General features: G+C 41.8%; 22 protein-coding genes. 18 read left to right on the forward strand and 4 right to left on the reverse strand.

Annotated features, from left to right (window positions below):
- From CSV69_RS01160 to mbcS, 4 genes are all read left to right on the forward strand, one after another.
- Positions 1–1,134: a cysteine desulfurase family protein gene (locus CSV69_RS01160; protein WP_099692556.1), complete on the forward strand. Its 1,134-nt coding sequence runs from the start codon at positions 1–3 to the stop codon at positions 1,132–1,134.
- The gene (gene thiI / locus CSV69_RS01165) at positions 1,131–2,333 is read left to right on the forward strand and encodes a tRNA uracil 4-sulfurtransferase ThiI (RefSeq protein WP_099624687.1); all 1,203 of its coding nucleotides are present in this window, start codon (positions 1,131–1,133) and stop codon (positions 2,331–2,333) included. The genes CSV69_RS01160 and thiI overlap by 4 nt, the downstream gene beginning before the upstream one ends.
- A gap of 77 nt (positions 2,334–2,410) precedes the next feature.
- Positions 2,411–2,614 (forward strand): alpha/beta-type small acid-soluble spore protein, encoded by a 204-nt coding sequence (locus tag CSV69_RS01170; RefSeq protein ID WP_085426568.1) that lies wholly within the window; start codon positions 2,411–2,413, stop codon positions 2,612–2,614.
- A 754-nt stretch (positions 2,615–3,368) separates the two neighbouring features.
- A complete protein-coding gene (gene mbcS / locus CSV69_RS01175) occupies positions 3,369–4,943 on the forward strand; it encodes an acyl-CoA synthetase MbcS (RefSeq protein ID WP_099692557.1) in 1,575 nt (524 codons plus the stop codon).
- Positions 4,944–5,024: 81 nt separating this feature from the next.
- Here mbcS and CSV69_RS01180 read toward each other — a convergent pair whose 3' ends face one another.
- Positions 5,025–5,825 (reverse strand): NAD kinase, encoded by an 801-nt coding sequence (locus CSV69_RS01180; RefSeq protein ID WP_099692558.1) that lies wholly within the window; start codon positions 5,823–5,825, stop codon positions 5,025–5,027.
- 105 nt (positions 5,826–5,930) lie between these two features.
- Here CSV69_RS01180 and sppA point away from each other — a divergent pair, with 105 nt between their 5' ends.
- From sppA to CSV69_RS01205, 5 genes are all read left to right on the forward strand, one after another.
- Positions 5,931–6,935: a signal peptide peptidase SppA gene (gene sppA / locus CSV69_RS01185; RefSeq protein ID WP_085426564.1), complete on the forward strand. Its 1,005-nt coding sequence runs from the start codon at positions 5,931–5,933 to the stop codon at positions 6,933–6,935.
- Between the two features lie 17 nt (positions 6,936–6,952).
- Positions 6,953–7,498, forward strand: a complete 546-nt coding sequence (locus CSV69_RS01190; RefSeq protein WP_232319574.1) for an RDD family protein — start codon at positions 6,953–6,955, stop codon at positions 7,496–7,498.
- Positions 7,499–7,526: 28 nt separating this feature from the next.
- The gene (tpx, locus tag CSV69_RS01195; RefSeq protein WP_085426562.1) at positions 7,527–8,030 is read left to right on the forward strand and encodes a thiol peroxidase; all 504 of its coding nucleotides are present in this window, start codon (positions 7,527–7,529) and stop codon (positions 8,028–8,030) included.
- Positions 8,031–8,081: 51 nt separating this feature from the next.
- Positions 8,082–8,996: a class I SAM-dependent methyltransferase gene (locus tag CSV69_RS01200; protein WP_085426561.1), complete on the forward strand. Its 915-nt coding sequence runs from the start codon at positions 8,082–8,084 to the stop codon at positions 8,994–8,996.
- 153 nt (positions 8,997–9,149) lie between these two features.
- Positions 9,150–10,376, forward strand: a complete 1,227-nt coding sequence (locus CSV69_RS01205) for an acetate kinase (protein WP_099624684.1) — start codon at positions 9,150–9,152, stop codon at positions 10,374–10,376.
- Positions 10,377–10,516: 140 nt separating this feature from the next.
- On the opposite strand, the gene CSV69_RS01210 is transcribed toward CSV69_RS01205, so the two are convergent.
- Positions 10,517–10,972: a universal stress protein gene (locus tag CSV69_RS01210; protein WP_085426559.1), complete on the reverse strand. Its 456-nt coding sequence runs from the start codon at positions 10,970–10,972 to the stop codon at positions 10,517–10,519.
- A gap of 242 nt (positions 10,973–11,214) precedes the next feature.
- On the opposite strand from CSV69_RS01210, the gene ald reads away from it, so the two are divergent.
- Entirely contained in the window at positions 11,215–12,336 is a 1,122-nt protein-coding gene (gene ald / locus CSV69_RS01215; protein WP_085426558.1) for an alanine dehydrogenase, read from the forward strand.
- Between the two features lie 126 nt (positions 12,337–12,462).
- Here ald and CSV69_RS01220 read toward each other — a convergent pair whose 3' ends face one another.
- On the reverse strand, positions 12,463–13,557 hold the full coding sequence (locus CSV69_RS01220) for a M24 family metallopeptidase (protein ID WP_099692626.1): 1,095 nt from the start codon (positions 13,555–13,557) through the stop codon (positions 12,463–12,465).
- Between the two features lie 106 nt (positions 13,558–13,663).
- Between CSV69_RS01220 and CSV69_RS01225 the strand changes: the two genes are divergently transcribed.
- Both CSV69_RS01225 and CSV69_RS01230 read left to right on the forward strand, forming a co-directional pair.
- The gene (locus tag CSV69_RS01225) at positions 13,664–14,341 is read left to right on the forward strand and encodes a metal-dependent hydrolase (protein WP_099692559.1); all 678 of its coding nucleotides are present in this window, start codon (positions 13,664–13,666) and stop codon (positions 14,339–14,341) included.
- Between the two features lie 126 nt (positions 14,342–14,467).
- Positions 14,468–15,775: a DRTGG domain-containing protein gene (locus CSV69_RS01230; RefSeq protein ID WP_085428967.1), complete on the forward strand. Its 1,308-nt coding sequence runs from the start codon at positions 14,468–14,470 to the stop codon at positions 15,773–15,775.
- A 10-nt stretch (positions 15,776–15,785) separates the two neighbouring features.
- On the opposite strand, the gene CSV69_RS01235 is transcribed toward CSV69_RS01230, so the two are convergent.
- A complete protein-coding gene (locus CSV69_RS01235) occupies positions 15,786–16,115 on the reverse strand; it encodes a YtpI family protein (protein ID WP_085426555.1) in 330 nt (109 codons plus the stop codon).
- 119 nt (positions 16,116–16,234) lie between these two features.
- Here CSV69_RS01235 and CSV69_RS01240 point away from each other — a divergent pair, with 119 nt between their 5' ends.
- From CSV69_RS01240 to pfkA, 6 genes are all read left to right on the forward strand, one after another.
- Positions 16,235–17,176 carry a DHH family phosphoesterase gene (locus tag CSV69_RS01240; RefSeq protein ID WP_085426554.1) on the forward strand — a complete coding sequence of 314 codons (942 nt, stop codon included), beginning with the start codon at positions 16,235–16,237 and terminating at the stop codon, positions 17,174–17,176.
- A gap of 19 nt (positions 17,177–17,195) precedes the next feature.
- Entirely contained in the window at positions 17,196–20,264 is a 3,069-nt protein-coding gene (locus CSV69_RS01245) for a DNA polymerase III subunit alpha (RefSeq protein WP_099692560.1), read from the forward strand.
- 226 nt (positions 20,265–20,490) lie between these two features.
- Positions 20,491–21,153, forward strand: coding sequence for a FadR/GntR family transcriptional regulator (locus tag CSV69_RS01250; protein ID WP_099692561.1), 663 nt, complete (start codon positions 20,491–20,493; stop codon positions 21,151–21,153).
- 47 nt (positions 21,154–21,200) lie between these two features.
- Positions 21,201–22,022 carry an acetyl-CoA carboxylase, carboxyltransferase subunit beta gene (accD, locus tag CSV69_RS01255; protein ID WP_099692627.1) on the forward strand — a complete coding sequence of 274 codons (822 nt, stop codon included), beginning with the start codon at positions 21,201–21,203 and terminating at the stop codon, positions 22,020–22,022.
- The gene (locus CSV69_RS01260; RefSeq protein ID WP_085426550.1) at positions 22,019–22,972 is read left to right on the forward strand and encodes an acetyl-CoA carboxylase carboxyltransferase subunit alpha; all 954 of its coding nucleotides are present in this window, start codon (positions 22,019–22,021) and stop codon (positions 22,970–22,972) included. Before accD ends, CSV69_RS01260 begins: the two co-directional genes overlap by 4 nt.
- Positions 22,973–23,035: 63 nt before the next feature.
- Positions 23,036–23,995, forward strand: a complete 960-nt coding sequence (pfkA, locus tag CSV69_RS01265; RefSeq protein ID WP_099692562.1) for a 6-phosphofructokinase — start codon at positions 23,036–23,038, stop codon at positions 23,993–23,995.
- Positions 23,996–24,015 lie beyond the last annotated feature (20 nt).

The following is a 24,015-nucleotide window of genomic DNA, read 5'->3' on the forward strand; positions in this document are numbered from 1 at the left end:
ATGTATTTCGATCACAGCGCAACAACAAAACCAGATGAGAGAGTTCTTCGCACCTTTATGGATGCTTCTGTATCCTATTTCGCGAATCCAGCGTCGCTTCATGCCGAAGGAAAACGTACAGAGAAATTGCTGGAACGTGCGCGAACTCAAGTACTCTCGGCGATAGGGCTTGAACTGACTGAAGGGATATTCACTTCGGGCGGGACAGAATCCAATAATCTTGCCATACTAGGTTATGTATATGCGAATCAGCACAAAGGACGTCATCTGATCACAACGAGTATCGAACATCCTTCCGTGTTACGTGTTTTTCAAGACTTGGAAAAGCAAGGCTTCACTGTCGATTATTTAACGGTAGATCAAGAAGGACGAATTTCATTGGACGAACTCAAAGAAACGTTGCAGGATGATACAATTTTAGTTAGTATCATGCATGTCAACAATGAAATAGGCACAATCCAGCCGATTGAGCAATGTGCGAAAATCATTCATACATTTCCACGCGCGAAATTCCATTCAGATTGTGTGCAAAGTTTCGGAAAGTTATCATTTGTTGATTTTACAGATGGCCCAGATCTGATTTCATTATCAGCTCACAAGATGTACGGAATAAAAAATAGTGGATTCCTAGCATACCGTAAAAACATTCAACTACAACCGATTGTGTTTGGCGGTGGTCAAGAACATAAGTTGCGCAGTGGAACGGTGTCGGTGCCGCATGCAGCAGCACTTGCGAAAGCGGTCCGTTTACTAGTGGAAGAAGTGGATTTGCAACAGTTTCAACAATGGCGAAACGAGCTGGTGGAGTTTTTCTCGGAATTTGACGAATGCAGGGTATTGGCACCGAATGCAAGTGCACCCTATATATTATCTGTAGCATTTGCTCAGATTACCGGAGAGATCGCGATTAATTTCTTGCAACAGCAAGGCATGATCGTTTCAACTTCCAGTGCATGTTCATCCAAGAATTCCGATGTAAGTCACGTGATTGAAGCTGTCGGCATACCACAGAAATTTGAAAAAGGTGTTATCAGAATTAGCTTAGGTAAAGATCAAACAATAGAAGAAATCGAACAATTAAAAGTAGCGGTTCGTCAATTAATCGAACTGATCAGAAAAGGAGTAGGGAAATGAACTGGAATACCATTTTGATTAGATATGGTGAAATGTCACTTAAAGGAAAAAACAAGAGTAAATTTATACGTAAACTGAAAACGAATATTAAAGCGGCTTTGTCGGATTTAAGCACAGTCACAATGCGCGCAGAGCGTGATCGGATGTTCATTTACACAGAAAAACCTGAAGAGTTGGATCGTGCAGTTGAAATTTTGCCTTCTATTTTCGGTATTCAATCATTCAGCCCAATTGTAATTTGCGAACCTACATTAGAAGTCATTAAAGAAACTTCGTTAAAGGTACTCGGTAAGAACGAAACTACGGGAAAGACTTTTAAAGTAGACGTCAAACGTGTAGACAAACGATTCCCGCTTGATACAGGGGAATTGCAACAAGTATTGGGTGGACATGTATTGAAAACGTTCCCTGATTTAATCGTACAAATGAAAAAGCCGGAAATATTATTGTACGTAGAGATCCAACACGAAGCAGCATATATCTCTTCACACACCTACAAAGGTGCAGGAGGTATGCCTGTCGGTTCGAATGGTCACTCTATATTGTTATTGTCAGGAGGTATCGACAGCCCGGTAGCAGGCTATATGATGATGAAGCGTGGCGTCTCCTTCGACGCAGTTCACTTTGCGTCTCCTCCATTCACAAGTGATTTGGCAATAGAAAAAGTAGAAGACATCGTCCGACAACTAGCGAAATTCGGTGCAGTCATTCGATTGCACGTCATTCCTTTCACTGACCTGCAGCAGGCGATTGTGAAACAAGTACCGAGCAACTTGTCGATGACCACTACGAGAAGAATGATGATGAAAGTCGCGGATCAAGTACGTCAAGACACGAATTCGCTTGGATTGATCACAGGCGACAGTCTTGGACAAGTAGCAAGTCAGACACTCGAGAGTTTGACCGCTATCAATGAAGTAACGAATACACCTGTCCTACGACCACTTATCGCAATGGATAAATTGGACATTATTGAGATCGCTCAAAAAATCGGAACATACGATATTTCTATCCGTCCATACGACGATTGCTGTACTGTATTCACGCCACCAAGCAATAAAACGAAACCGCGCGTTGAAAAAGTCGCGTACTACGAAAGCTTCCAGGAGTTCGACGACATGGTGGCGGAAGTCGCAAGCCAGCGTGTAACAACGATCCCAAGCCAGCAGACGGAAGACGACTTCGAAGACTTGTTGTAAAGAAAATATTACCTATCACCTTCCTTGCATGATATTTTCAAAAGTGACCATTCTAATGTCACAAGGAGGTGAGCGACATGCCAAACAACAACAACTCGAACCAACTGCTAGTACCAGGAGTACAACAGGCTTTGAACCAGATGAAGGAAGAGATTGCTTCTGAATTTGGAGTACAACTTGGACCAGACTCAACATCGCGTGCCAACGGATCCGTCGGCGGAGAAATTACAAAGCGATTAGTGCGTCAGGCTCAGTCACAAATGAACGGTTATACTAAGTAAATCGTAAGACATGGGATGTCCTAGAAGCCACAACGCTTCTGGGGCATTCTTTTTTTGGATTGGTTTAGATTTAAGCATAAGCTCAAGTTCAATGCTTTAAGAGTAGTAAGTGAGTTTGAGTGTATATGGGGATGGAAGCTCCAGTTGGCGGACGCTTTCCCATGGGCTCGCGGTGAGCCAACCAGTTCGCTTTGCTCTCTTTGGTTGTCTCACCTGATCGAGCTGATCCATCGGGAAGAGTCGTTACGAAGGACGGCTTTTGCGAGTAAAAGCGTAATGTTAGGAGCACATCTTTGCACTTCGCCGCCAACTTCCGCTTCCATCCTACTTTGATAGTGGATGGATGTTGATAACTTATTGGCGTTAGTATGTGATGGGTTGTTGTGTTTTAAACTTTTTTATTTCCAGTTCTAGTTCAAATAATTACAATCCTAACTTCAGTGTGCAACAAAAGATATCACCCGCTTACATTGCAAGGATTGGAGCGGCAGGCGGCGACTCGGGGAGGATCAGTGGGATAGGTGAAACACCCGGTGAGCGAAGCGAGGGGGGTGGTTCACCGCCCACCCTCCCGAACGCTTCCGCCTAGAGCGCAAATCCCCTAACGTACCCAACTTAGCCTTACTCACTTCCAAGCCAAAAACACGTCATACTATACATATTGGAACAATATAATAGTGAATAGTAAATAAAATTTTGAAATATTACGATTCTATTTGTATACTTGTACTATTAAGTAAAAGGGGGAATGAAAATGAACCGTGAAGAACTACTTGCGCCAGACCGTTATAACATCGTTTCGGAATTCGAAAAATATGCAACGGGTGACGGTAGAAAAGCATTAATTTATGTAGACGCGCAAAATCAACAACAAGAAGTGACATACGATGAACTCATCAAAGCAGCCAACCGAACAGCGAATGCGCTGATATCGACTGGGCTACAAAAAGGTGATGTAGTATTGGTGATGGTGCCTCGCATGATTGAAGCATACGTTACATATATCGGTGCACTTAAAGCAGGACTTGTTGTGATCCCTAGTTCAGAAATGTTGCGTTCCTCCGATATTGAATATCGAATCGAACATAGTGATGCAAAAGCGATCATTGCATTCGACGCATTCACCGATCAATTAGAACATGTAAATAACTTAGACAAAGTGACAGTCTATATTATCGGTGAAGCAAAAGAAGGAGAAGTATCTTTAGCCGAAAAAGAGAAAAATGCTTCTTCTGAATTTACTGCATGCGATACCGCTAGTGACGATATGGCGTTTTTATCGTATACGTCTGGGACGACAGGCAAGCCAAAAGGCGTAGTACATACTCATGGATGGGGATATGCACACTTAAGAACGACTGCACCGAACTGGTTGGGCATTGAAGAACGTGACATAGTTTGGGCTACTGCAGCACCAGGTTGGCAGAAATGGATATGGACACCGTTCTTATCAGTTCTGGGAAGTGGAGCGACGGGGTTTGTCTACAATGGCAAGTTCGACGTAGATAAATATTTGCATTTCTTAGATGAGTACAAAGTAAATGTTTTATGCTGTACACCAACTGAATATCGTTTTATCGCAAAAGCGAAGAATCTGGATGAGTTTTCATTGGCTTCCTTAAAAAGCGCTGTTTCAGCTGGGGAACCATTAAATCGTGAAGTCATCGATATTTTTGAAAGACAATTTTCCCTAAATGTGCGTGACGGATACGGCCAAACAGAAAATACGCTTCTGGTCGGTACAATGATCGGAATGGAACCGCGTCCTGGATCGATGGGCAAACCGACGCCGGGCAATATCGTCGATGTCATCAACGATGAAGGCAAACCAGCGGGCGCGAATGAAGTTGGAGACATTGCAGTTCATAAGAGCACACCAGCGTTATTCCAAGAGTATTTGAATGATCCTGAACGTACGAAGATGCAATTTAGAGGAAATTATTATATTACAGGTGACCGCGCGAAAAAGGATGAAGACGGTTATTTCTGGTTCGAAGGACGCGGCGATGATATTATCGTAAGTTCGGGTTATACAATTGGACCATTTGAAGTGGAAGATGCGTTAATTAAACATCCGGCTGTTCGTGAATGTGCAGTTGTCGCAAGTCCTGATCCAGAACGTGGAAATGTTGTAAAAGCATTTGTTGTTCTACGTGACGATTCTATAGATTCAACTGAAGAGCTTGTAAAAGAATTGCAAAATCACGTGAAAGAGTTGACGGCACCTTACAAGTATCCACGTAAAATCGAGTTTATGGAAGAGTTACCAAAAACTTCTTCAGGAAAAATCATGCGTATTGAATTGCGTAAAAAAGAACAAAATCAATGATACTGATCCACTACTAGTACGGAAAAAGGACTGCCGAAAGTCGTTTTAATTCGACGATTGACCAGTCCTTTTGGTTTTGATTCAGAAAAATGTACGTTGCACTTTTTCGAAGAAGGAGTTATTTGGCAGTTTTGCGGTGCGAACCACTTTATGACTTAACCGCGCCTCCACTTTTTCTACTTGTTTAATACCGAGTGCTTCGTTATCTGCCGCAATGGAGGGGAATTCATTACCTTCTTGTTGGACATTGAGTGTTAACGTTCTCTCGTTACTGAGGATGAACGAAGTGCCAAGTGTGCGATAGCGATTGTTGTTGACCGACGCAAGTTCAGTCACTTGGAATGAAGGGAGTCGTGGGTCAATCACAGCACCTTTAACGGATTTGTTATAAGCAGTACTGCCCGTTGGTGTAGAGATGATCATACCGTCGCCGAGAAAAGTTTCAAATAATAGATCATCAATGAAAATGTCCATGACGAATGTGCGGATAATAGTAGAACGGATGCTGAATTCATTTAGACATAAAAATGGTTTATGTTGATTAATGGTTACTTCAAGTAATGGATAATGTCGTTCTTCAATAGTCTCTTGCCGTAATGTTTCGACAAGTGAGCGGATATCATCATATTTATAATCGCAATATACACCATGTGCACCTTTCACAGACGCTCCTAGATACAGACAATCCTGTCGAAAGTCAGTTTTGCGGACAGCTTGGAGGAAAGTTCCATCGCTTCCGATGCTAATAATGACCGTTGCTTCTCTGTGGTCTTCGGTTAGTTTGAAGCCTTCACTTTTAAGTCGTTGTCCAACGAAATGTTTTTTATGGATAGTGTCTTCATCAAGACGGCTGAAAAGAAAAATTACGTGTTGGGTAGTCATTTGAATCGTCTCCTTTTTCAGTTAATAGAATAAGTGTAGCATGAATGAAACATTTGGACGATGAGGAACGTATAAGTAGATGTGGACAAAGGAGGAACTTTACTTATGAATGCAAAAAGATGGATAGCCGTAGCGGTTGCTGCGATTTTGATCGTAGTATCGGTAGGTATTAATGCCATGTCATGGGTTTTCACTAGAGACTGGAATAGTTTTGTTAGTGAGATCAACTTGATGGAAACGCAAGTGCAGGAAACGGTAGTAGAAGAAGGAAGTGCTAACGAAAGAATTGCTGTGTTAACAGTGGATGGAGTCATCCAAGATACGGGTGAAGCGTCTATTTTCAGTGGCGCTGAGTACAACCATCAACAATTTATGACGCAATTGAATGAGTTGGCAAACGATGAAACCGTGAAAGGAATTGTACTTTCGGTGAATTCTCCAGGTGGAGGCGTATTGGAGTCATCTGATATTTACGATGCACTGACAGAAATTCAAGCTTCGAAAAAGATTCCGATTTATGTAGCGATGGGCGGTATGGCGGCTTCAGGTGGATACTACATCTCAGCACCAGCCGATAAAATTTATGTTCACCCTGAAACGTTGACAGGATCTATCGGTGTCATCATGCAATCTGTCAATTACGGTAAATTAGCTGAGAAATACGGTGTGGAATTCCCAACAATCAAGTCAGGTCCTTATAAAGATATGATGAGTCCGACTAGAGAAATGAAACCCGAAGAACGTGCGATGTTACAAGAAATGATTGATGATTCGTATAAACGTTTCGTTGATATTATTGTAGATGGCCGTGGTATGTCAGAAAAGGCTGTTCGCAAAGTTGCGGACGGACGTGTGATGAATGGTCGTCAAGCAATCGAAGCGGGTCTTGCAGATGATTATGGCAAGTTGCCAATCGTTGTTTCCGCGATGAAAGAAGATTATCACTTAGAAAAAGCGGAAGTATTCGAATATGGAATGCCGACTAATTTGAAAGCTATTCTTTCCATGAAAGCACATGACGTGTTTAATGGAGATGTTGAATCACAAATTTTGAAAAAATTACTGACTGAAAATACGGCGCCACGCATGATGTATTTATACGGTGAATAACAAGGAGGGAAATAATCATGACGAATGAACTGCTGGATACGCAACCAACCATGCGACTTGAACAGATGCTCGTGCCGAAATATGCAGGATTCTGGATCAGACTGTGGGCATTTTTAATCGACATGCTGATCATTTCGGCTATTAGCGGCATCTTTGTCAAGCCAGTATTCCGCGTACTCGATATCGCGATTACTAAGCCTTCTGCCTTTTTATTTAGCCCGTATAAAGTAACGGCACTTGTCTTGTTATTGTTATATTTTATCATCATGACGAAAATTGCAGGACAGACGGTAGGGAAAATGATCATGGGAATTCGTGTAATGAAATCAAACGGGGAAAAGGCAACGTGGGGTTCTGTTATCTTCCGAGAAGGTTTCGGTCGTTTTATTTCACAAATGTTATGGATTCCCTATTTACTTGTTTTGTTTTTACCTCAAAAGAAAGCACTTCACGACGTCTTTGCTGACACAGTTGTCGTGCATGAACGAACATTTGAGAGAAAAGAAATACAGAAAATCATTGAACCTGAACATCATCAGTTGCATGAAGACCCTACGGTTTAGTACACTAGTTTAAAAGGAGTGGTTAGTTATGGTACAAGTTACATTCAAAGATAATCCGGTTCATCTGTTAGGTTCAGAAGTGAAAGTTGGAGATCAGGCACCAAGCTTCACAGTGCTTGCGAATGATTTGAATCCTGTTACACTTGACGATTCAAAAGGTAAAGTACGTTTGATTAGTGTAGTGCCTTCTGTTGATACAGGTGTATGTTCTATCCAGACTAAGCGTTTCAACGATGAAGCAACGTCACTTGGTGATGATGTGGAAGTCATGACGATTTCTTGCGATCTTCCGTTTGCACAAGGGCGTTGGAAAGAAGATGAGAAGGTAGAAAATTTACATTTGTACTCTGATCATCGTGATCTTTCATTCGGTAAAGCATTCGGTACAGCGATTGAGGAATTGCGTCTATTGACTCGTTCTATTTTTGTAGTCGATCGCGACGACAAAGTAGCGTACGTAGAGTATGTGAGCGAAGCAACTGACCACCCCGATTATGATGCAGCGATTAAAGCAGTAAAAGAATTGAATTAATTAAAAAACCCACCTGAACAAGAGGTGGGTTTCTTCTTGGAGGAATTTTGAATGAGCAATATGGAAAAAGTGTTTACGTATTACGACAACCATGCAGCAGCGACTGATGGGTTATATTTGGACGCTGTGTTAGAAGCTAGTGAAAAATGGTTGGATCAACCGTCGGCAGTAGACTTGCAAGATCCTGATAAGGAAGAAATTCGTAAAGGTATCCAGCTCGCCTTATTAAAAGGATTAAAGCAGTCTACACAAGCTCATCACCAAATGACGCCTGATACAATCGGCTTCTTGATAGGTTATCTAATCAATAAATTAGTGGATACAAAGCAACCTGTAACCTTCTTGGATCCTGCTGCAGGAACGGGGAATTTATTATTCACTGTAATGAATCAATATAAAGGTTCCGCTTCTGCCAGCGCAGTTGAAATCGATGATGTATTGATTCAAATTGCTGTTGCAACTGCGAATTTATTGGAGTTACCAGTATCATTTTATTTACAAGATGCACTTCGTCCATTGCCTATCGATGTAGTCGATGCAGTGGTAAGTGATATACCTGTAGGCTATTATCCAGATGATGAAGTCGCTATGGAGTATGAACTCATGGCATCTGAAGGTCATGCTTTTTCACATTACTTATATATTGAACAATCAATGCGTTATGTGAAGCCGGGTGGTTACGGATTATTCATCGTCCCTTCCAAACTATTGACGGCTGAAGGGGCCGAACCTATCCTGAACTTTGTCAAAGAGCATAAATTATTGAGAGGTTTGCTTGAATTACCGGATTCAATATTTGCGGATCAACGTTTTGCAAAAAGTATTTTATTGTTACAACAACCGCCAAACGAAAACTATGTCATGCCGGATGTTTTGTTAGCGAAAATACCTGAGCTGGGAAATGCAAAGGCCATGCAAAAGTTCTTTGATAAATTAAGTGTTTGGATGGAAGAAGAAGGGGAGTGACGTTACGTCACACTTCCTTCTTTTTTTATATTTCAAGAATATTTGAATAAAAAGAAAGCGCTAATTACTCGAATTCAATTGCTTTTAAAATTGTTAGCTACTATAATAAATTTTAACGTTCTACGACGTAATTATTTTAAGGGGTGGGTATTTGTGCCGAAAATATTATCGATAAATGCGGGAAGTTCTTCTTTAAAGTTCCAATTGATCGAAATGACGAACGAAGAAGAAATTACTAAGGGATTATTCGAGCGCATTGGATTAGAGAATTCTATTTTCACAATGGCAACGGATGAAAAGAAAATCGAAAAAGTATTAGATATTACTGATCACTCTATGGCTGTTGAAATGTTATTGGAACATTTACTAAGCGAGGGAGTCGTTTCTTCTTATGATGAAATTGACGGACTCGGTCATCGAGTAGTTCACGGGGGAGAACTATATAGTGACTCAGTGTTAATTACAGACGAAGTAATCGAGAAACTTGAAGAAATATCAAGCTTTGCACCTTTGCATAATCCAGCTAATATTGTCGGAATAAAGGCTTTTAAGAAAGCGTTGCCAAATATACCAGCAGTCGCAATATTCGATACTGCTTTCCATCAGACAATGCCTGAGAAATCATTTTTGTACGCGTTACCATATGAGTACTATGAGAAATACGGAATCCGTAAATACGGCTTCCATGGTACAAGCCATAAATACGTAACGGAGCGGGCTGCCAAGATTTTAAATAGACCGCTTGAAGATACACGTCTTATTTCTTGCCACCTCGGTAACGGTGCTAGTATTGCAGCGGTTAAAGGCGGTAAGTCAGTGGACACGTCTATGGGCTTCACTCCGTTAGCAGGCGTGATCATGGGCACGCGTTCAGGTAACATTGACCCTGCGCTCATTCCATACATGATGGAATGTACGAACCAAACAGCCGAAGAAGTAGTCAATGTACTGAATAAAAAATCCGGACTACTTGGTATCTGTGGATTCTCTAGTGACTTACGCGATATTACAGAAGCAGCAGAACAAGGCAACGACCGGGCGCAATTGGCTCTCGACGTATTCACAGATCGTATTCACCAACATATTGGACAATATGCTGCAGGGATGGGTGGAGTAGATGCCATTATCTTCACAGCAGGAATTGGCGAGAACAGTACGATTGTTCGTGAAAAAGTCATGCGTGGATTAGAATTCATGGGCGTATATTTCGACCCGAGTCTAAACAACATCCGTGGTGAAGAAGCATACATCAGCTTCCCACACTCACCAGTTAAAGTACTTATCATCCCAACAAACGAAGAAATCATGCTAGCTCGCGACACAGTGCGAATCGCTAACATTCCACTACCGGAAGAAGCATTACAAGTAGCAGCTGAATAAATACAAAATGTCCCGCCTGTTAACCGACAGGCGGGACATTTTTAACGAACTTGGTATTATGACGTCATCTAACTATAGAAGAAAAAAGACTGTCACAGGAAATCGAATGAACGACTTTCCGGACAGCCTTTACATACATATTAGCCTTGTAGATGTTCAGGCGTACGTACAACAAGTACATCGCACTTCGCAGAACGCACGATATTCTCGGAAACACTTCCGATTAAGAAACGTTCTACACGGTTAAGTCCAGTAGCACCACAGATAATCAAATCTGCATTGAGTTTCTTCGCGATATCGCGTGGAATCAATGTCTTAGGAGAACCATACTCCACGTGAATCTCAACATTTGCAACGCCTGCTTCAACTGCTTCTTTACGGTAGTCAGTCAACAATTCTTCAGCATATTTCTGCGCACGCTCAGCAATTGAACGATCGTATGCTTCAACTGCCGCATATGAACGCGTATCAATAATATTGATCAAGTGAAGAGTTGCGTCGTTACGATCTGCAATCGCGATCGCTTTCTTGAAAGCCCATTTAGCCTCATCTGAACCATCCACGGCTACGATGATGTCTTTGTACGTAAGTGCCATAATTACCACTCCATCCTTAAAGTTAAATTCTTTCTACACTATTCTTATTCTACGTGGATTATGATAGTCCTTCTTTTTTGTCGAAATGTTTTATAAAAATTTAGAAAATGAAGTTTGTATGGAAAAACGTTGAAAAAATGAGGTAAATCTAGCTATTTTCTGATAAGATTAAATAGTCATGAATCGACAATGAGATAATAAAAAACGAATGAAAAGAAATTACAATTCTAGGAGGATTTTGCATGCGTATTGGTGTTCCAAAAGAAATTAAAAACAATGAAAACCGAGTGGCAATAGCCCCTTCAAGTGTATTAACGTTACTAACGGCTGGCCACGAAGTAGTAATTGAAAAGGGTGCTGGAATCGGTTCAAGTTTCCAAGATGAAGAGTATAAAGAAGCAGGCGCGACAATCGTCGATACAGCGGCTGAGGCATGGGCAGCAGATATGGTACTGAAGGTTAAAGAACCTGCAGAATCAGAGTATCAGTATTTCCGTGAAGGATTAATCCTATTTACGTATCTTCACTTAGCACCGGAAGTAAAATTGACGAAAGCACTACTTGAAAACAAAGTAACAGCAATTGCTTATGAAACAGTACAATTACCAGGTGGCGGATTGCCTCTATTGGCACCGATGAGTGAAGTTGCGGGACGCATGGCGACGCAGATTGGTGCACAATACTTAGAAAAAACTAGAGGCGGAAAAGGGATTTTGCTTGCTGGAGTACCTGGCGTATCACGCGGCAAAATAACAATCATTGGTGGGGGACAAGCAGGTACGAATGCTGCGCGTGTTGCAATCGGAATCGGTGCACACGTAACGATCTTAGATCTATCCGTAGAGCGTGTTCGTCAGCTTGACGAGATCTTCGGCAAGAACATTCAAACGTTGGTATCTAACCCATACAATATCGCTAACGCAGTAAAAGACGCAGACTTGGTAATCGGTTGTGTTTTAATCCCAGGAGCAAAAGCGCCAACTCTTGTAACAGAAGAAATGGTTAAATCCATGAGCCCCGGCTCTGTAGTGATTGACATTGCAATCGACCAAGGCGGAATCTTTGAAACTTCCGACCGCGTCACAACACATGACGACCCGACTTATACAAAACACGGTGTCATTCACTATGCTGTAGCTAATATGCCAGGCGCTGTACCACAAACGTCTACAATGGCACTAACAAACGTTACAATTCCTTACGCTCTTCAAATTGCCAATAAAGGCGTTAAAAAAGCATGTACAGACAATGAAGTCCTGCGTAAAGGAATCAACACACTAGCTGGAAACGTAACATACAAAGCAGTAGCAGAAGCACAAGGCCTAGAACACGTTTCTGTTGAAGACGTACTAGAGACTGTTTAATCAACAAAAAAGACCATTACGTAAAGTAACGGCCTAAAACTGAAGGCATCCCCGCAATAGGGAGTGCCTTCAGTTTTTTTATATAAAATGAAATTAACGGTTCAATTTCATTTGCCAGTCTTTAACTCACTTAACTACTTTCAAATCCTTAGGGAATTTCGTCAATACCTCAACGCCATCCTTCGTCACATACAAATCATCTTCAATCCGTACACCTGTAATTGTCGGATCATAAATGCCTGGCTCAACTGTAAACACCATACCCTCTTGAAGTGGCATATCATTCGTAGCTGTTAAAGAAGGGAACTCATGAACAGAAATACCAAGACCATGCCCGATACGATGTGGGAATAACTCGCCGTAACCAGCTTCCTCGATAATAGAACGAGCTGCTAGATCAACTTCCATTGCTAACGTACCCGGACGCACGATGTCAATTGCTGCTTGTTGTGCTTTCTGAACGGTCTCATAAATTTTACGCTTTTCCTCTGTTGGCTCACCGAACACTATCGTCCGTGTGATGTCTGAACAATAACCTTTATAGACCACACCGAGATCAAATAAGATGAAATCACCTTTTTCGATTTTTTTCTCTCCTGGAATACCATGTGGTGATGCCGTTTTTGTGCCCGACACAATAATCGTTTCAAACGACATCTTCTCCGCACCTTTTTGTTTAACAGCTTGCTCCACGGCTTGAACTATTTCCAGTTCGGTTTTCCCTTCGGCGATTTCATTGCAACCTACTTCGATCGCATAATCCGCTAATTCCGCTGCTTTGCGCAAGTGCTGAAGTTCTTTATCATCTTTAATCAGACGATTTTTAGCTAATTCGTCATCCAACTTAGCGAATTGTAAAGCAGGGAAGCGCTCTTGGAGAATTTCAAATCGATCCACAGTCAAATGTTCTTTTTCGATTGCGAGTAATGACAATGCAGGAATACGTTCATTGATGGCTTGTTCTAGGAACTTAAACGCATTATCTGTGTCTTTATATCCTACTGCTTCGTGCTGCCAGCCGATTGCTTTTACATCTGGGACTTCCATCGCTGGGCAAATAACGAAAGGATCAGCATCTTGGAAAACCACTACACCAAGTAATCGTTCGTGTGGATCACTACGAAAGTCTGTTAAATAAAATATGTTATCTGGATTCGTTATAAGTGCTGCATCAATATTATGTTTTACTAAGAAATCTTGTACTTTTTGAATGTTCATCAACATGTTACCTCCTCTGTTTTGCTTAGTATAACAAAAAAGAGGGTTTTACGCTGTGTTGTAGAAGGTATAGAGTGTATAAGTGATTAAAAATAGGAGTGTGATCGTTGTGAAAATCTCATATCATGGCCATTCGATCGTTAAAATCGAAACAAAAGGAAAGACTATTTTAATCGATCCTTTTATTACAGGGAATAAATTAACGGATCTAAAGGCAGAAAACGAAAAGCCAGACGTGATTTTACTGACGCACGGCCATAATGACCACGTAGGGGATACGATGGAGATCGCGAAAAGAGAAGACATCCTAGTCGTTGCTCCAAATGAATTAGCCGTATATCTTGGATTCCAAGGATTGAAAACACATGGCATGAATATCGGAGGAGCAAAGGAATTTGATTTCGGTACCGTAAAATATACACAAGCTTTCCATAGTTCTTCTTATACAACAGAAGACAATGAAATTATTTACACGGGTATGCCTGCAGGTTTACTGCTGACGATTGAAGATAAAGTTATTTATCATGCAGGGGACACTTCCTTATTCAGCGATATGAAACTGTACGGAGAAGATGGAATTGATGTTGCGTTCCTACCTATCGGAGATAATTTCACGATGGGCCCTAAAGATGCTGCGAAAGCAGTCGAGTTGCTGAATCCTAAGCTAACAGTTCCTGTTCATTTCAATACGTTCCCACCGATTGAATTGGAGCCTGAAGACTTCAAATCACTTGTGACGAATCATGAAGTGAAAATAATGCAACCAGGGGATTCCGTCGAGCTATAAAATAGGAAATAAATAAATACGGTCTAAGACGCATTGTTAGCGTCCTAGACCGTATTTTTGATGGACTTATGGTATGATATTCTAAAAGCCGAAACCTTAAATCAGGTCGAAGAAAAAGGTGAAATCATGTCAACTAAACACGAACAGATTTTGCGTTATATAGAAAGCTTGACAGTGGGCGAAAAGATCTCTGTACGACAAGTTGCGAAAGCATTGGAAGTCAGTGATGGAACCGCTTACCGGGCGATAAAAGAAGCGGAAAATCAAAAATTGGTAAACACGATTGAACGTGTAGGTACGATTCGAATCGAGAAAAAGAAAAAAGAAAATATTGAACGTCTGACATTTGCAGAAGTCATCAACATTGTAGACGGTGTTGTACTGGGTGGACGTGATGGATTACATAAAACATTAACGAAATTTGTAGTCGGAGCTATGCAACTCGAGGATATGATTCGTTATATTGATGCGGGTAGTTTGTTGATTGTTGGAAATCGTTTGAAAGCGCATGAAATAGCGATTAAAGCAGGAGCCGCTGTACTCGTGACAGGTGGCTTCGATGCGACTGATGAAGTCAAGCAACTAGCAGACGAGATGAATTTGCCTGTTATATCAACAAGTTATGATACTTTCACAGTCGCCACTATGCTAAACCGTGCAATTTATGATCAGCTGATTGAAAAGGAAATTTTATTGGTGGAGGATATTTTGACACCTCTAGCCAGTACAGTCACTTTATCGCCTGAGGATTCAGTTGACCAATTCTATGAAGTAAATCACCAAACATCACACTCCGCTTATCCTGTCGTAAAAGCCGATGGCACATTAGTAGGAATTATTACGTCTCGTGATGTCGTCAGTAAACCGCATGTGGATATCATAGGGAAAGTCATGACGCCTGGTCCGATTACTGTTAACGGTAAAATGAGTGTCGCATCGGCAGGGCACAGTATGATTTGGGAAGGTATCGACTTAATGCCAGTCGTTAATGATGCCGGAGTCTTAGAGGGAATCATCAGTCGACAAGATGTCTTAAAAGCATTGCAAATGACACAACGTCAACCACAGCAAGGCGAAACAATTGATGATATTGTCAAGAATCAAATGAAAGCCATCTCCAATTCACCTGAAAAAATAGAGTTTGCCGTTGTGCCGCAGATGACCAATCAATTTGGTTCACTATCCTATGGAGCAATGTTAACGATTTTGACGGAAGCGGGTAGTCGTGCGATCAAGCTTCAAAAACGAGGCGAAAGTGTACCAGAAAACGTGACGATCTATTTCATCAAACAAGTACAACTTGGTGCGTCGGTCACAGTCGAACCGAAGATTATTCACTTGAGCCGTCGATTCATCAAGCTAGAAATCGAACTGATATCAAATGATGGTATTGTAGCGAAAGCAATGGGGACGTTCCAGCTTTTTGAAAAATAAAAAGCTGACGTCAATTGACATCAGCTTTGTTTAGTTCACGTTCTTCAGCTACGAATTGCTTATAATGTTTTTGAGCATTAAAGTTAAATATCGCAACATAGCCACCGAATAAAATGAAGATAGCGGACACGATATATGTTAAAGCACCGTCAAAGATAAGTAATTGATTGATTCCGAAAAAAATCAATAGCGCACCAAGTGCTGTGCCTGCCATGCTTGCATACATCTTTTTACGGATGGGAAACATAGGGCTTGTGCGGAATTGGCGCGTTTTGAAAACGAAATAGAATACGCCGGAAGCGATTATACCAAATACAAAAATAAAATTAACCATTTCCATCAAAAAAGCCTCCATTACATGAAAAATAACCTGTGGCCTACGCGTCGAGGTTCACTATACATTGTAGCGGCTTTTAAAAGGAATTGCGAATACTTGTACAGAAACCTGGGGGAATATACATGAAACGACAAATCATTGACACAATTGAACAATACGAAAAAATCATCATCCACCGTCACGTCCGACCGGACCCGGATGCATACGGATCGCAAATGGGGTTGAAAGAACTTATCAAAAAGAATTACCCTAAAAAGCAAGTACTCGCAGCAGGAGAACATGATGAGCTATTAAGTTATTTAGGAAAACCGGATGCAGTAACTGAAGCAGATTACGAAGGTGCACTTGTTATTGTCACCGATACTGCAAACACGGACCGTATTGACGGACCGCTTTACGATAAAGGTGCGTATGTATTGAAAATCGATCATCACCCGAATGAAGATCCATACGGTAATGAGCGCTGGGTGAATACAGACGCGAGTTCTTGTTCTGAAATGATCTATACGATTTATGAGGAAGGTCACGCGTCCTTCGGATGGGAAATGTCTCCGGAAGCAGCACGTTTCCTGTTCGCCGGGATCGTGGGTGACACAGGCCGTTTTATGTTCCAAAGCACGACTGAAAAAACGTTCGAAGTAGCTAGTTCATTGATCAAGCAACCATTCGATCGCACCGAGTTGTTTGCTGGGATGTACGAAGTCGATCGTAAAATCTTGCATCTACAAGGTTATGTGTATCAAAACTTCACAATCGATGAAAATGGAGCAGCGTATATTAAACTAACACAGGAAATTCTGGATCAATTCGATGTCACAGTGTCAGAGACTTCGCAATTAGTAGGGTCACTTGGCGATGTAAAAGGAATTTGTGCTTGGATCATCTTTATTGAAGAAAATGATCAAATTCGTGTCCGTCTCCGTTCGAAAGGACCTGTCATTAATACGTTAGCGATGCAACATAATGGTGGTGGTCATCCGCTGGCCTCAGGCGCTTCCGCATATTCATGGACAGAAGTAGATGAAATCATCGTCAAACTGCAAGAACTTTGCAGAAACTATTAAGCAGAGCTGAGGGATTGAAATGAACCTGATGTATCCGCAAATCGTAACGGGCGCAGACTTACTGCGTGGAATTGTAAAGTTAGATGAACTGGCTCCTCTTTTGCAAAAAAGAGGGGCTTCTTCTGCTGCTATCGTCAATAGTAAGCTATATGGTGTCCGATCGTTCAGCAAAATGCTAGCTAAATACGGCATCCGTCCTGTAATTGGTTTGTCCGTCACATTGGAAGTCGAAGATCATGAAGTACTTGTTTATATTTATGCACAAAACGAAACAGGCTTCTCTAATCTAATGAAAATGAGCAGCGCCATTTCTACGCGAGAAGAAGAAAACCTCCCACTCAACTGGCTTCAAGCTTACAGGGAAGGGTGCATCATCATATGCGCGATGACAGATTCCTCATGGGCGAACGCGCGTGATCTACATGTCTTGCAGCTAGTGGCAGAAAAAGATTCTAACGCTTCAACATTCATTGGAATCGGTAGGCCTGGTGGAGGAGCGCATACTGACGAAGCAAGCATTATTCAATTAAGTGAAGAAAGTCAATTGCCGATCGCTGCTTGTCAAGAAACGCGCTTTCTTCATAAGGAAGATTTTCAAGCTTACGAAGTCGCGACAGCCATACGCAAAGGCTATAAATTGAATGATTCACAAAAGCCCCCTAATCGTTATCGACAAGCTTATTTACCAGAACGTGAAGAACTTGTTAATTGGTTTGGTGATCATCCAGAATGGTTACGGACAACAGAAGGCATTATGGATTCGTGCGTAGTGACTATCCAAAAAGAAGATTTCCTCATGCCAAAGTTTCCAGTCGCAGACGGTCAAGCGCCTATTTCACTTCTCGAGCAAAATTGCCGAAACGGACTTCAAGCACGTTTCCAGTCACTGTCAGAAGAATATGAACAACGTCTTCGCTACGAACTATCCATCATCGATCAGATGGGCTTCACCGATTACTTCCTAATAGTAGAAGACTATGTGCGTTACGCAAAAACGGAAGGCATCCTAGTCGGCCCTGGTCGTGGGTCTTCTGCAGGTTCTTTAGTAGCGTTCGCTCTCGGAATTACAGAAGTCGACCCAATCAAATATGGATTGCTTTTTGAACGTTTTTTAAATCCCGAACGTGTAACGATGCCCGATATTGATATCGATTTTGCGGATAATCGCAGAACAGAAGTGGTGAATTATGTGGCAAGTACATACGGTAAACAATATGCCGCACAGATTATCACTTTCGGTACGTTGTCAACGAAAGCGGTCGCACGAAACGTGGCCAGAGTGCTAGACTTCACGCCTGAAGAAGTTCGATTCATGTCCAATGAATTAAATAGTGGCCGGTCATTCAAAGAAACGATTATCCAGTCAAAGAAACTACGTGACTGGATTCAAGTGGAGCCACGTAGAGAGCTGTGGCGGCAAGCTGCGGAACGCTTGGAAGATTTACCGAGAAATGCATCGACGCATGCAGCTGGTGTCGTCCTTGCAGCGAATCCCCTCGTACATTACGTTCCGTTGCAGATAGGTTCAGATGAAGTATTCCTGACACAGTGGGCGATGAAAGACGTGGAAGAAGTCGGTTTATTGAAAATGGACTTCCTGGGATTGCGTAATTTAACGCTACTCGACAGAATCCGTGCAATGATTCAATACAATAAAAAGCAGGTCATTGATTTCGAACGCATTCCACTCGATGATCAGGCAACGTACAGAGTATTTAAAGAAGGCGACACAACAGGAATCTTCCAATTTGAATCGCCAGGCATGCGGCGTGCATTAAAGACTATACAGCCGGATAATTTCAAAGATGTATACTCAGTGAACGCGTTATATCGACCGGGTCCTATGGAGTTCATCCCGCTGTATAGTCGTCGGAAAAATGGACAAGAGCCAACTGTCTACGACATACCAGAGCTAGAACCTATTCTCTCGGAGACATACGGTATCATCATTTATCAAGAACAGATCATGAAACTTGCGGTGGAAATTGCCGGTTTTACGATGGCAGAAGCGGATCTTCTAAGACGGGCAATCAGTAAGAAAAATCAGCAAGTATTAGAAGAGGAACGGCAACACTTTATTGCGGGGGCAAGTAAAAAAGGGTTTGATCAAATCAAAGCGAATAATGTATACAACTTAATTGTTAAATTCGCGGATTATGGATTTCCGAAAAGCCATGCGGTAGCCTATTCAATGATTTCCTATCGATTGGCATTTTTTAAAGCAAATGAACCTACTTACTTTTATGCAGCATTCCTTTCCTCATTAACTGGTAGCAAAGACAAGATGATGGAAGTAATTCGTGAAATGAAAGCAAAAGGTATCCCGATACTACCGCCATCTGTCAAGACTAGCCGTTATTCACATACAGTGGAAGGACATGCGATTCGTCTCGGTTTAGGCGCAATTAAAGGAGTTACTTTCGCATTTTATCAGCAATTGGCGGCTGCTCGGGAAAAGGGGAGTTGGTCATCGATGTTTGACATGGCCATCTCACTAGGAGCCGATCATTTTTCTGAAAAAGCCATCATCCCGTTAATTAAAGCAGGTGCACTTGACGACTTTAATCAAAAACGCTCAGTTCTTCTTGCTTCAATAGATGCTGCTCATTCGCATGCACTCTTCATAGGAGATGATGCATTAAGTGATCAATTTCAATTTAATTCCCAACCCAAATATACACCAGGCGGCACAATGGATCAGATGACAAAGCTTGGTTTCGAACATGATACGTTAGGATTTTATTTATCCGAACATCCCGTGGAACAATTAAAAAGAAATGCATCGAGTCACATCCCATCGATCGCGTCACTGTTTTCTCTGAACCGAGGAACGAATGCAACGTGTATAGGAATCATCTTATCGATCAAACGTATTCGTACTAAAAAGGGGGAAGCTATGGCTTTTCTAACGATACAGGACGAGACTGAAGAAATATCGTGTACAGTATTTCCGAAACAATATGCACAGATCAGCGTCCAGTTAAAAGAAGAAGCGTTTGTTCAAGTGTCAGGTAGCATCGATTTTCGTAATCAATCTGTTCAACTCATTGTCGAGCAATTAGCGTCGCTGAGTCTTTCGGGAGACTGAAAAGTGTAGGAGCAAAATCTTGTATAGTCCATCATGACGCAATCTGCGCCATGATGGACTATACTTCGACTTTTTACTAAGCGAGCGTTCAGTCGGTACGAAAAATGACGAAATAAAAACACTTGTAATTTCAAGATATTGCTTTACGTAGTGCCGACTTTTTTGTATGCTAGTATGCAGGGTGGTCAGACCACTCTGTTTATGGAACGAAAAAGGAGTTCTCCTCATGCAAAATCCACAATCATCATCCAAGCGTTTTTTGGATATTATCGGAGAACTACAATTACTGATTAGCGAACAAAAAATCGAGTATGGCGATAAGTTACCATCTGAACGTCATCTGGCGGAAAAGCTGCAAGTAAGCAGAACGGCAGTACGCGAGGCGTTACGAAGTATGGAATTGCTTGGCCTCATTGAAACAAGACGAGGCGAAGGAACATTTCTATCCGATTTCAAAAAACATCAGTTAGTGGAAGTTCTCTCGACGTTTATTATGCAGCAAGCGCGATCTATCCAAGATGTAGTTGATACAAGGATGATTCATGAACGCGCAGCTATTACAACGGTTACAGAAAATGAAGAACTGCGTATGCTGCCTGTATGGAAAGGCATGCAAAGTAAATTGCGAGAAGAAGAGTCTGTGTTTTTGCGTGAAGATATAGTGCGCGAAACTATTGTCGCTACTGAAAATCGACTCTCCTTGAAAATTTGGTTTTTATTGAAACAGTATAGTGGAGTTTCTTTCGATGTAGCTATTGCAACAGATGAAGAAATAGTAACTGTGCATGAACTGCTGGACGAAATAATGGCAGGTAATACGGAAAAAGCCTTAACTTGGTATGAAAAATGGATGCATCAAGTTGAGGGAGAAAGAAGGGGAACGAATTGAGTATCAAGCAATTATTTAAAAAGAAACCAAAAGTTGACCAACATACAATGCCGTCTGCTCAAAGTAAAGCAGATGTACCAGAAGGAATCATGACAAAATGTCCCGAGTGTAAGCATGTAATTTTGACAAAGGACTTGTTGAAGAATGGTAAAGTTTGCCCTTCTTGTCAGCATCATTATAAAATGACGGCGCAAGAACGAATCGATCATTTATTTGACGAAGGCAGCTTTGAATCAATGGATAATCATTTAAAGACAGAGAATCCGCTAAATTTCCCTGCTTATACAGAAAAAGTTGAAAAAGACGCATTAGCAACTGGACTCAACGAAGCCGTGCTTACTGGTGTCGGAACCATTCAAGAGAACCGAGTAGCTGTTGCTGTAATGGATGCACATTTCCGTATGGGATCCATGGGTTCGGTAGTTGGCGAAAAGATCACAAGAGCTGTAGAGAAAGCTACTGAATTAGGAATTCCTATGTTGATCTTCTCGGCAAGTGGCGGTGCCCGTATGCAAGAAGGGGTCATTAGTCTAATGCAAATGGCTAAAGTAAGTGTAGCCCTTGAAAGACATGCCCACAAAGGCTTATTGTATATTTCTATTATGACATACCCGACGACAGGTGGCGTATCGGCTAGTTTCGCTTCAGTTGGTGATATCAACTTGGCAGAGCCAAAAGCTCTAATAGGGTTCGCGGGACGTCGCGTAATTGAACAAACAGTACGTGAAAAACTGCCGGAAGATTTCCAGACAGCAGAGTTTTTATTAAGTCACGGGCAATTGGATGCGGTAGTTCATCGCAATGAAATGCCTGAAGTGATGAATAAAATCCTGAGCCTTCACGCACGGAAGGAGATCGAAATTGTATGAGTAAAACACTCGCATTTGAAGAACCTATCGTAAAATTGCGTGAAAAAATCAATGAATTAGAAGAGTATACAGCAATGAATGACGTAGATCTTTCTTCTGAAATTGTCAATCTGAAAAATCGCTTGTCGAAGTTAGAAAAAGATATCTATGAAGGCATGGAGCCGTGGGATCGTGTACAAGTAGCTCGGCATCCGGAAAGACCTACAACGAAAGATTATATTACTCGTTTGTTTGAAGACTTCCTTGAGTTTCATGGCGACCGCAACTTTGGAGATGACGAAGCCATAATAGGCGGAATTGCTTCATTTGAAGAAACGCCTATTACAATTATCGGACATCAGCGCGGTAAAGATACGAAAGAAAATGTTAAACGCAACTTCGGTATGCCACATCCTGAAGGGTACCGTAAAGCACTTCGTCTGATGAAACAAGCGGAAAAGTTCAATCGTCCTATTATCTGTTTCATTGATACTAAAGGTGCGTATCCTGGTAAGGCGGCAGAAGAACGTGGACAAAGTGAAGCGATTGCTCGCAATCTCGTTGAAATGGCAGGCTTGAAAGTTCCTGTGATCTCAATCGTTATTGGAGAAGGAGGCAGTGGGGGTGCGTTGGCTCTAGGAGTTGCAAATCATATCCATATGCTTGAAAACTCCACGTACTCTGTAATTTCACCTGAAGGCGCAGCTTCTATCTTGTGGAAAGATCCATCACTTGCTAAACAGGCGGCGGAAGCGATGAAAATCACTGCACCCGATTTGAAAGATATGAACATCATTGATGAAATCATTCCTGAAGTACTTGGTGGTGCACATCGTGATGCGAACAAACAGGCTATTGAGATCCGTTGTACTATACGTAGATCATTGAAGGAATTATGCGATTTATCATCAGAAGAATTGATTGATAACCGATACAATAAATTCCGGAGCATTGGCGTGTTTTCGGAATAAAAGATGCGGGCAACCGCGTCTTTTGCTCGTACATACAAGTCATGATTAAAGGATGGGATCGACATGAAAAAAATTGCGGTCTTAACAAGTGGTGGCGATGCACCGGGAATGAATGCGGCAATTCGTTCCGTAGTCAGAAAAGCGATTTATGAAGGATTGGAAGTTTCTGGTGTGTTCAATGGCTATCAAGGGTTGATTGATGGCAAAATTGAGCAATTCCAGCTTGGCTCTGTTGGAGATATTATCCAGCGCGGTGGAACTGTACTGCGATCCGCTAGATGCCCGGAGTTTATGACGGAAGAAGGTCGTGCGAAAGCTCTTGCGCAAATCAAGCTCCATGGTATCGATGGAGTGGTAGTCATTGGTGGGGACGGCTCATTTAGAGGAGCGTACGAATTAGTTAAAATGGGTGTTCCGTGTGCTTGTGTACCTGCTACGATTGATAATGATATAACCGGTACGGAATTTACGATTGGGTTCGATACCGCACTAAACACTGTCGTCGAAGCCATCGATAAAATCCGGGATACGGCAACATCCCACGAGCGTTCATTTATTATTGAAGTAATGGGTCGTGACGCAGGAGATTTAGCATTATGGGCAGGGCTAGGCGGCGGTGCCGAATCCATCATATTACCCGAGAAGCCGTTTGACGTGAACTCTATTGTCAATCGGATTAAGCGAAGTACAAGTCGTGGAAAAAAACACAGCATTATTGTACTGGCTGAAGGTATAATGTCTGCTACACAGTTGGCAGATATTTTGAAAGAAGAAGCGGGAGTCGAAACCCGAGTTTCTATTTTAGGACATATACAACGTGGTGGTTCACCATCCGCACGTGACCGGGTAATTGCCAGCCAATACGGAGCAAGAGCGGTTGAAACATTATTGTCTGGAAAAACAAGTTCTGCTGTTGGAATGAGAAATCATAAAGTGGTAGACTATAATTTAGAAGAAGTCTTTATTAAACAAGAAAAGTTGGACTTGTCATTATTAGAATTGGCAGAAACACTATCCATCTAATTAGTCAGAGTCGACATGAC

Origin of the sequence: Sporosarcina sp. P26b (genome assembly GCF_002743245.1) — a bacterium.
In the GTDB taxonomy this organism is placed as follows: Bacteria; Bacillota; Bacilli; order Bacillales_A; family Planococcaceae; genus Sporosarcina; species Sporosarcina ureae_C.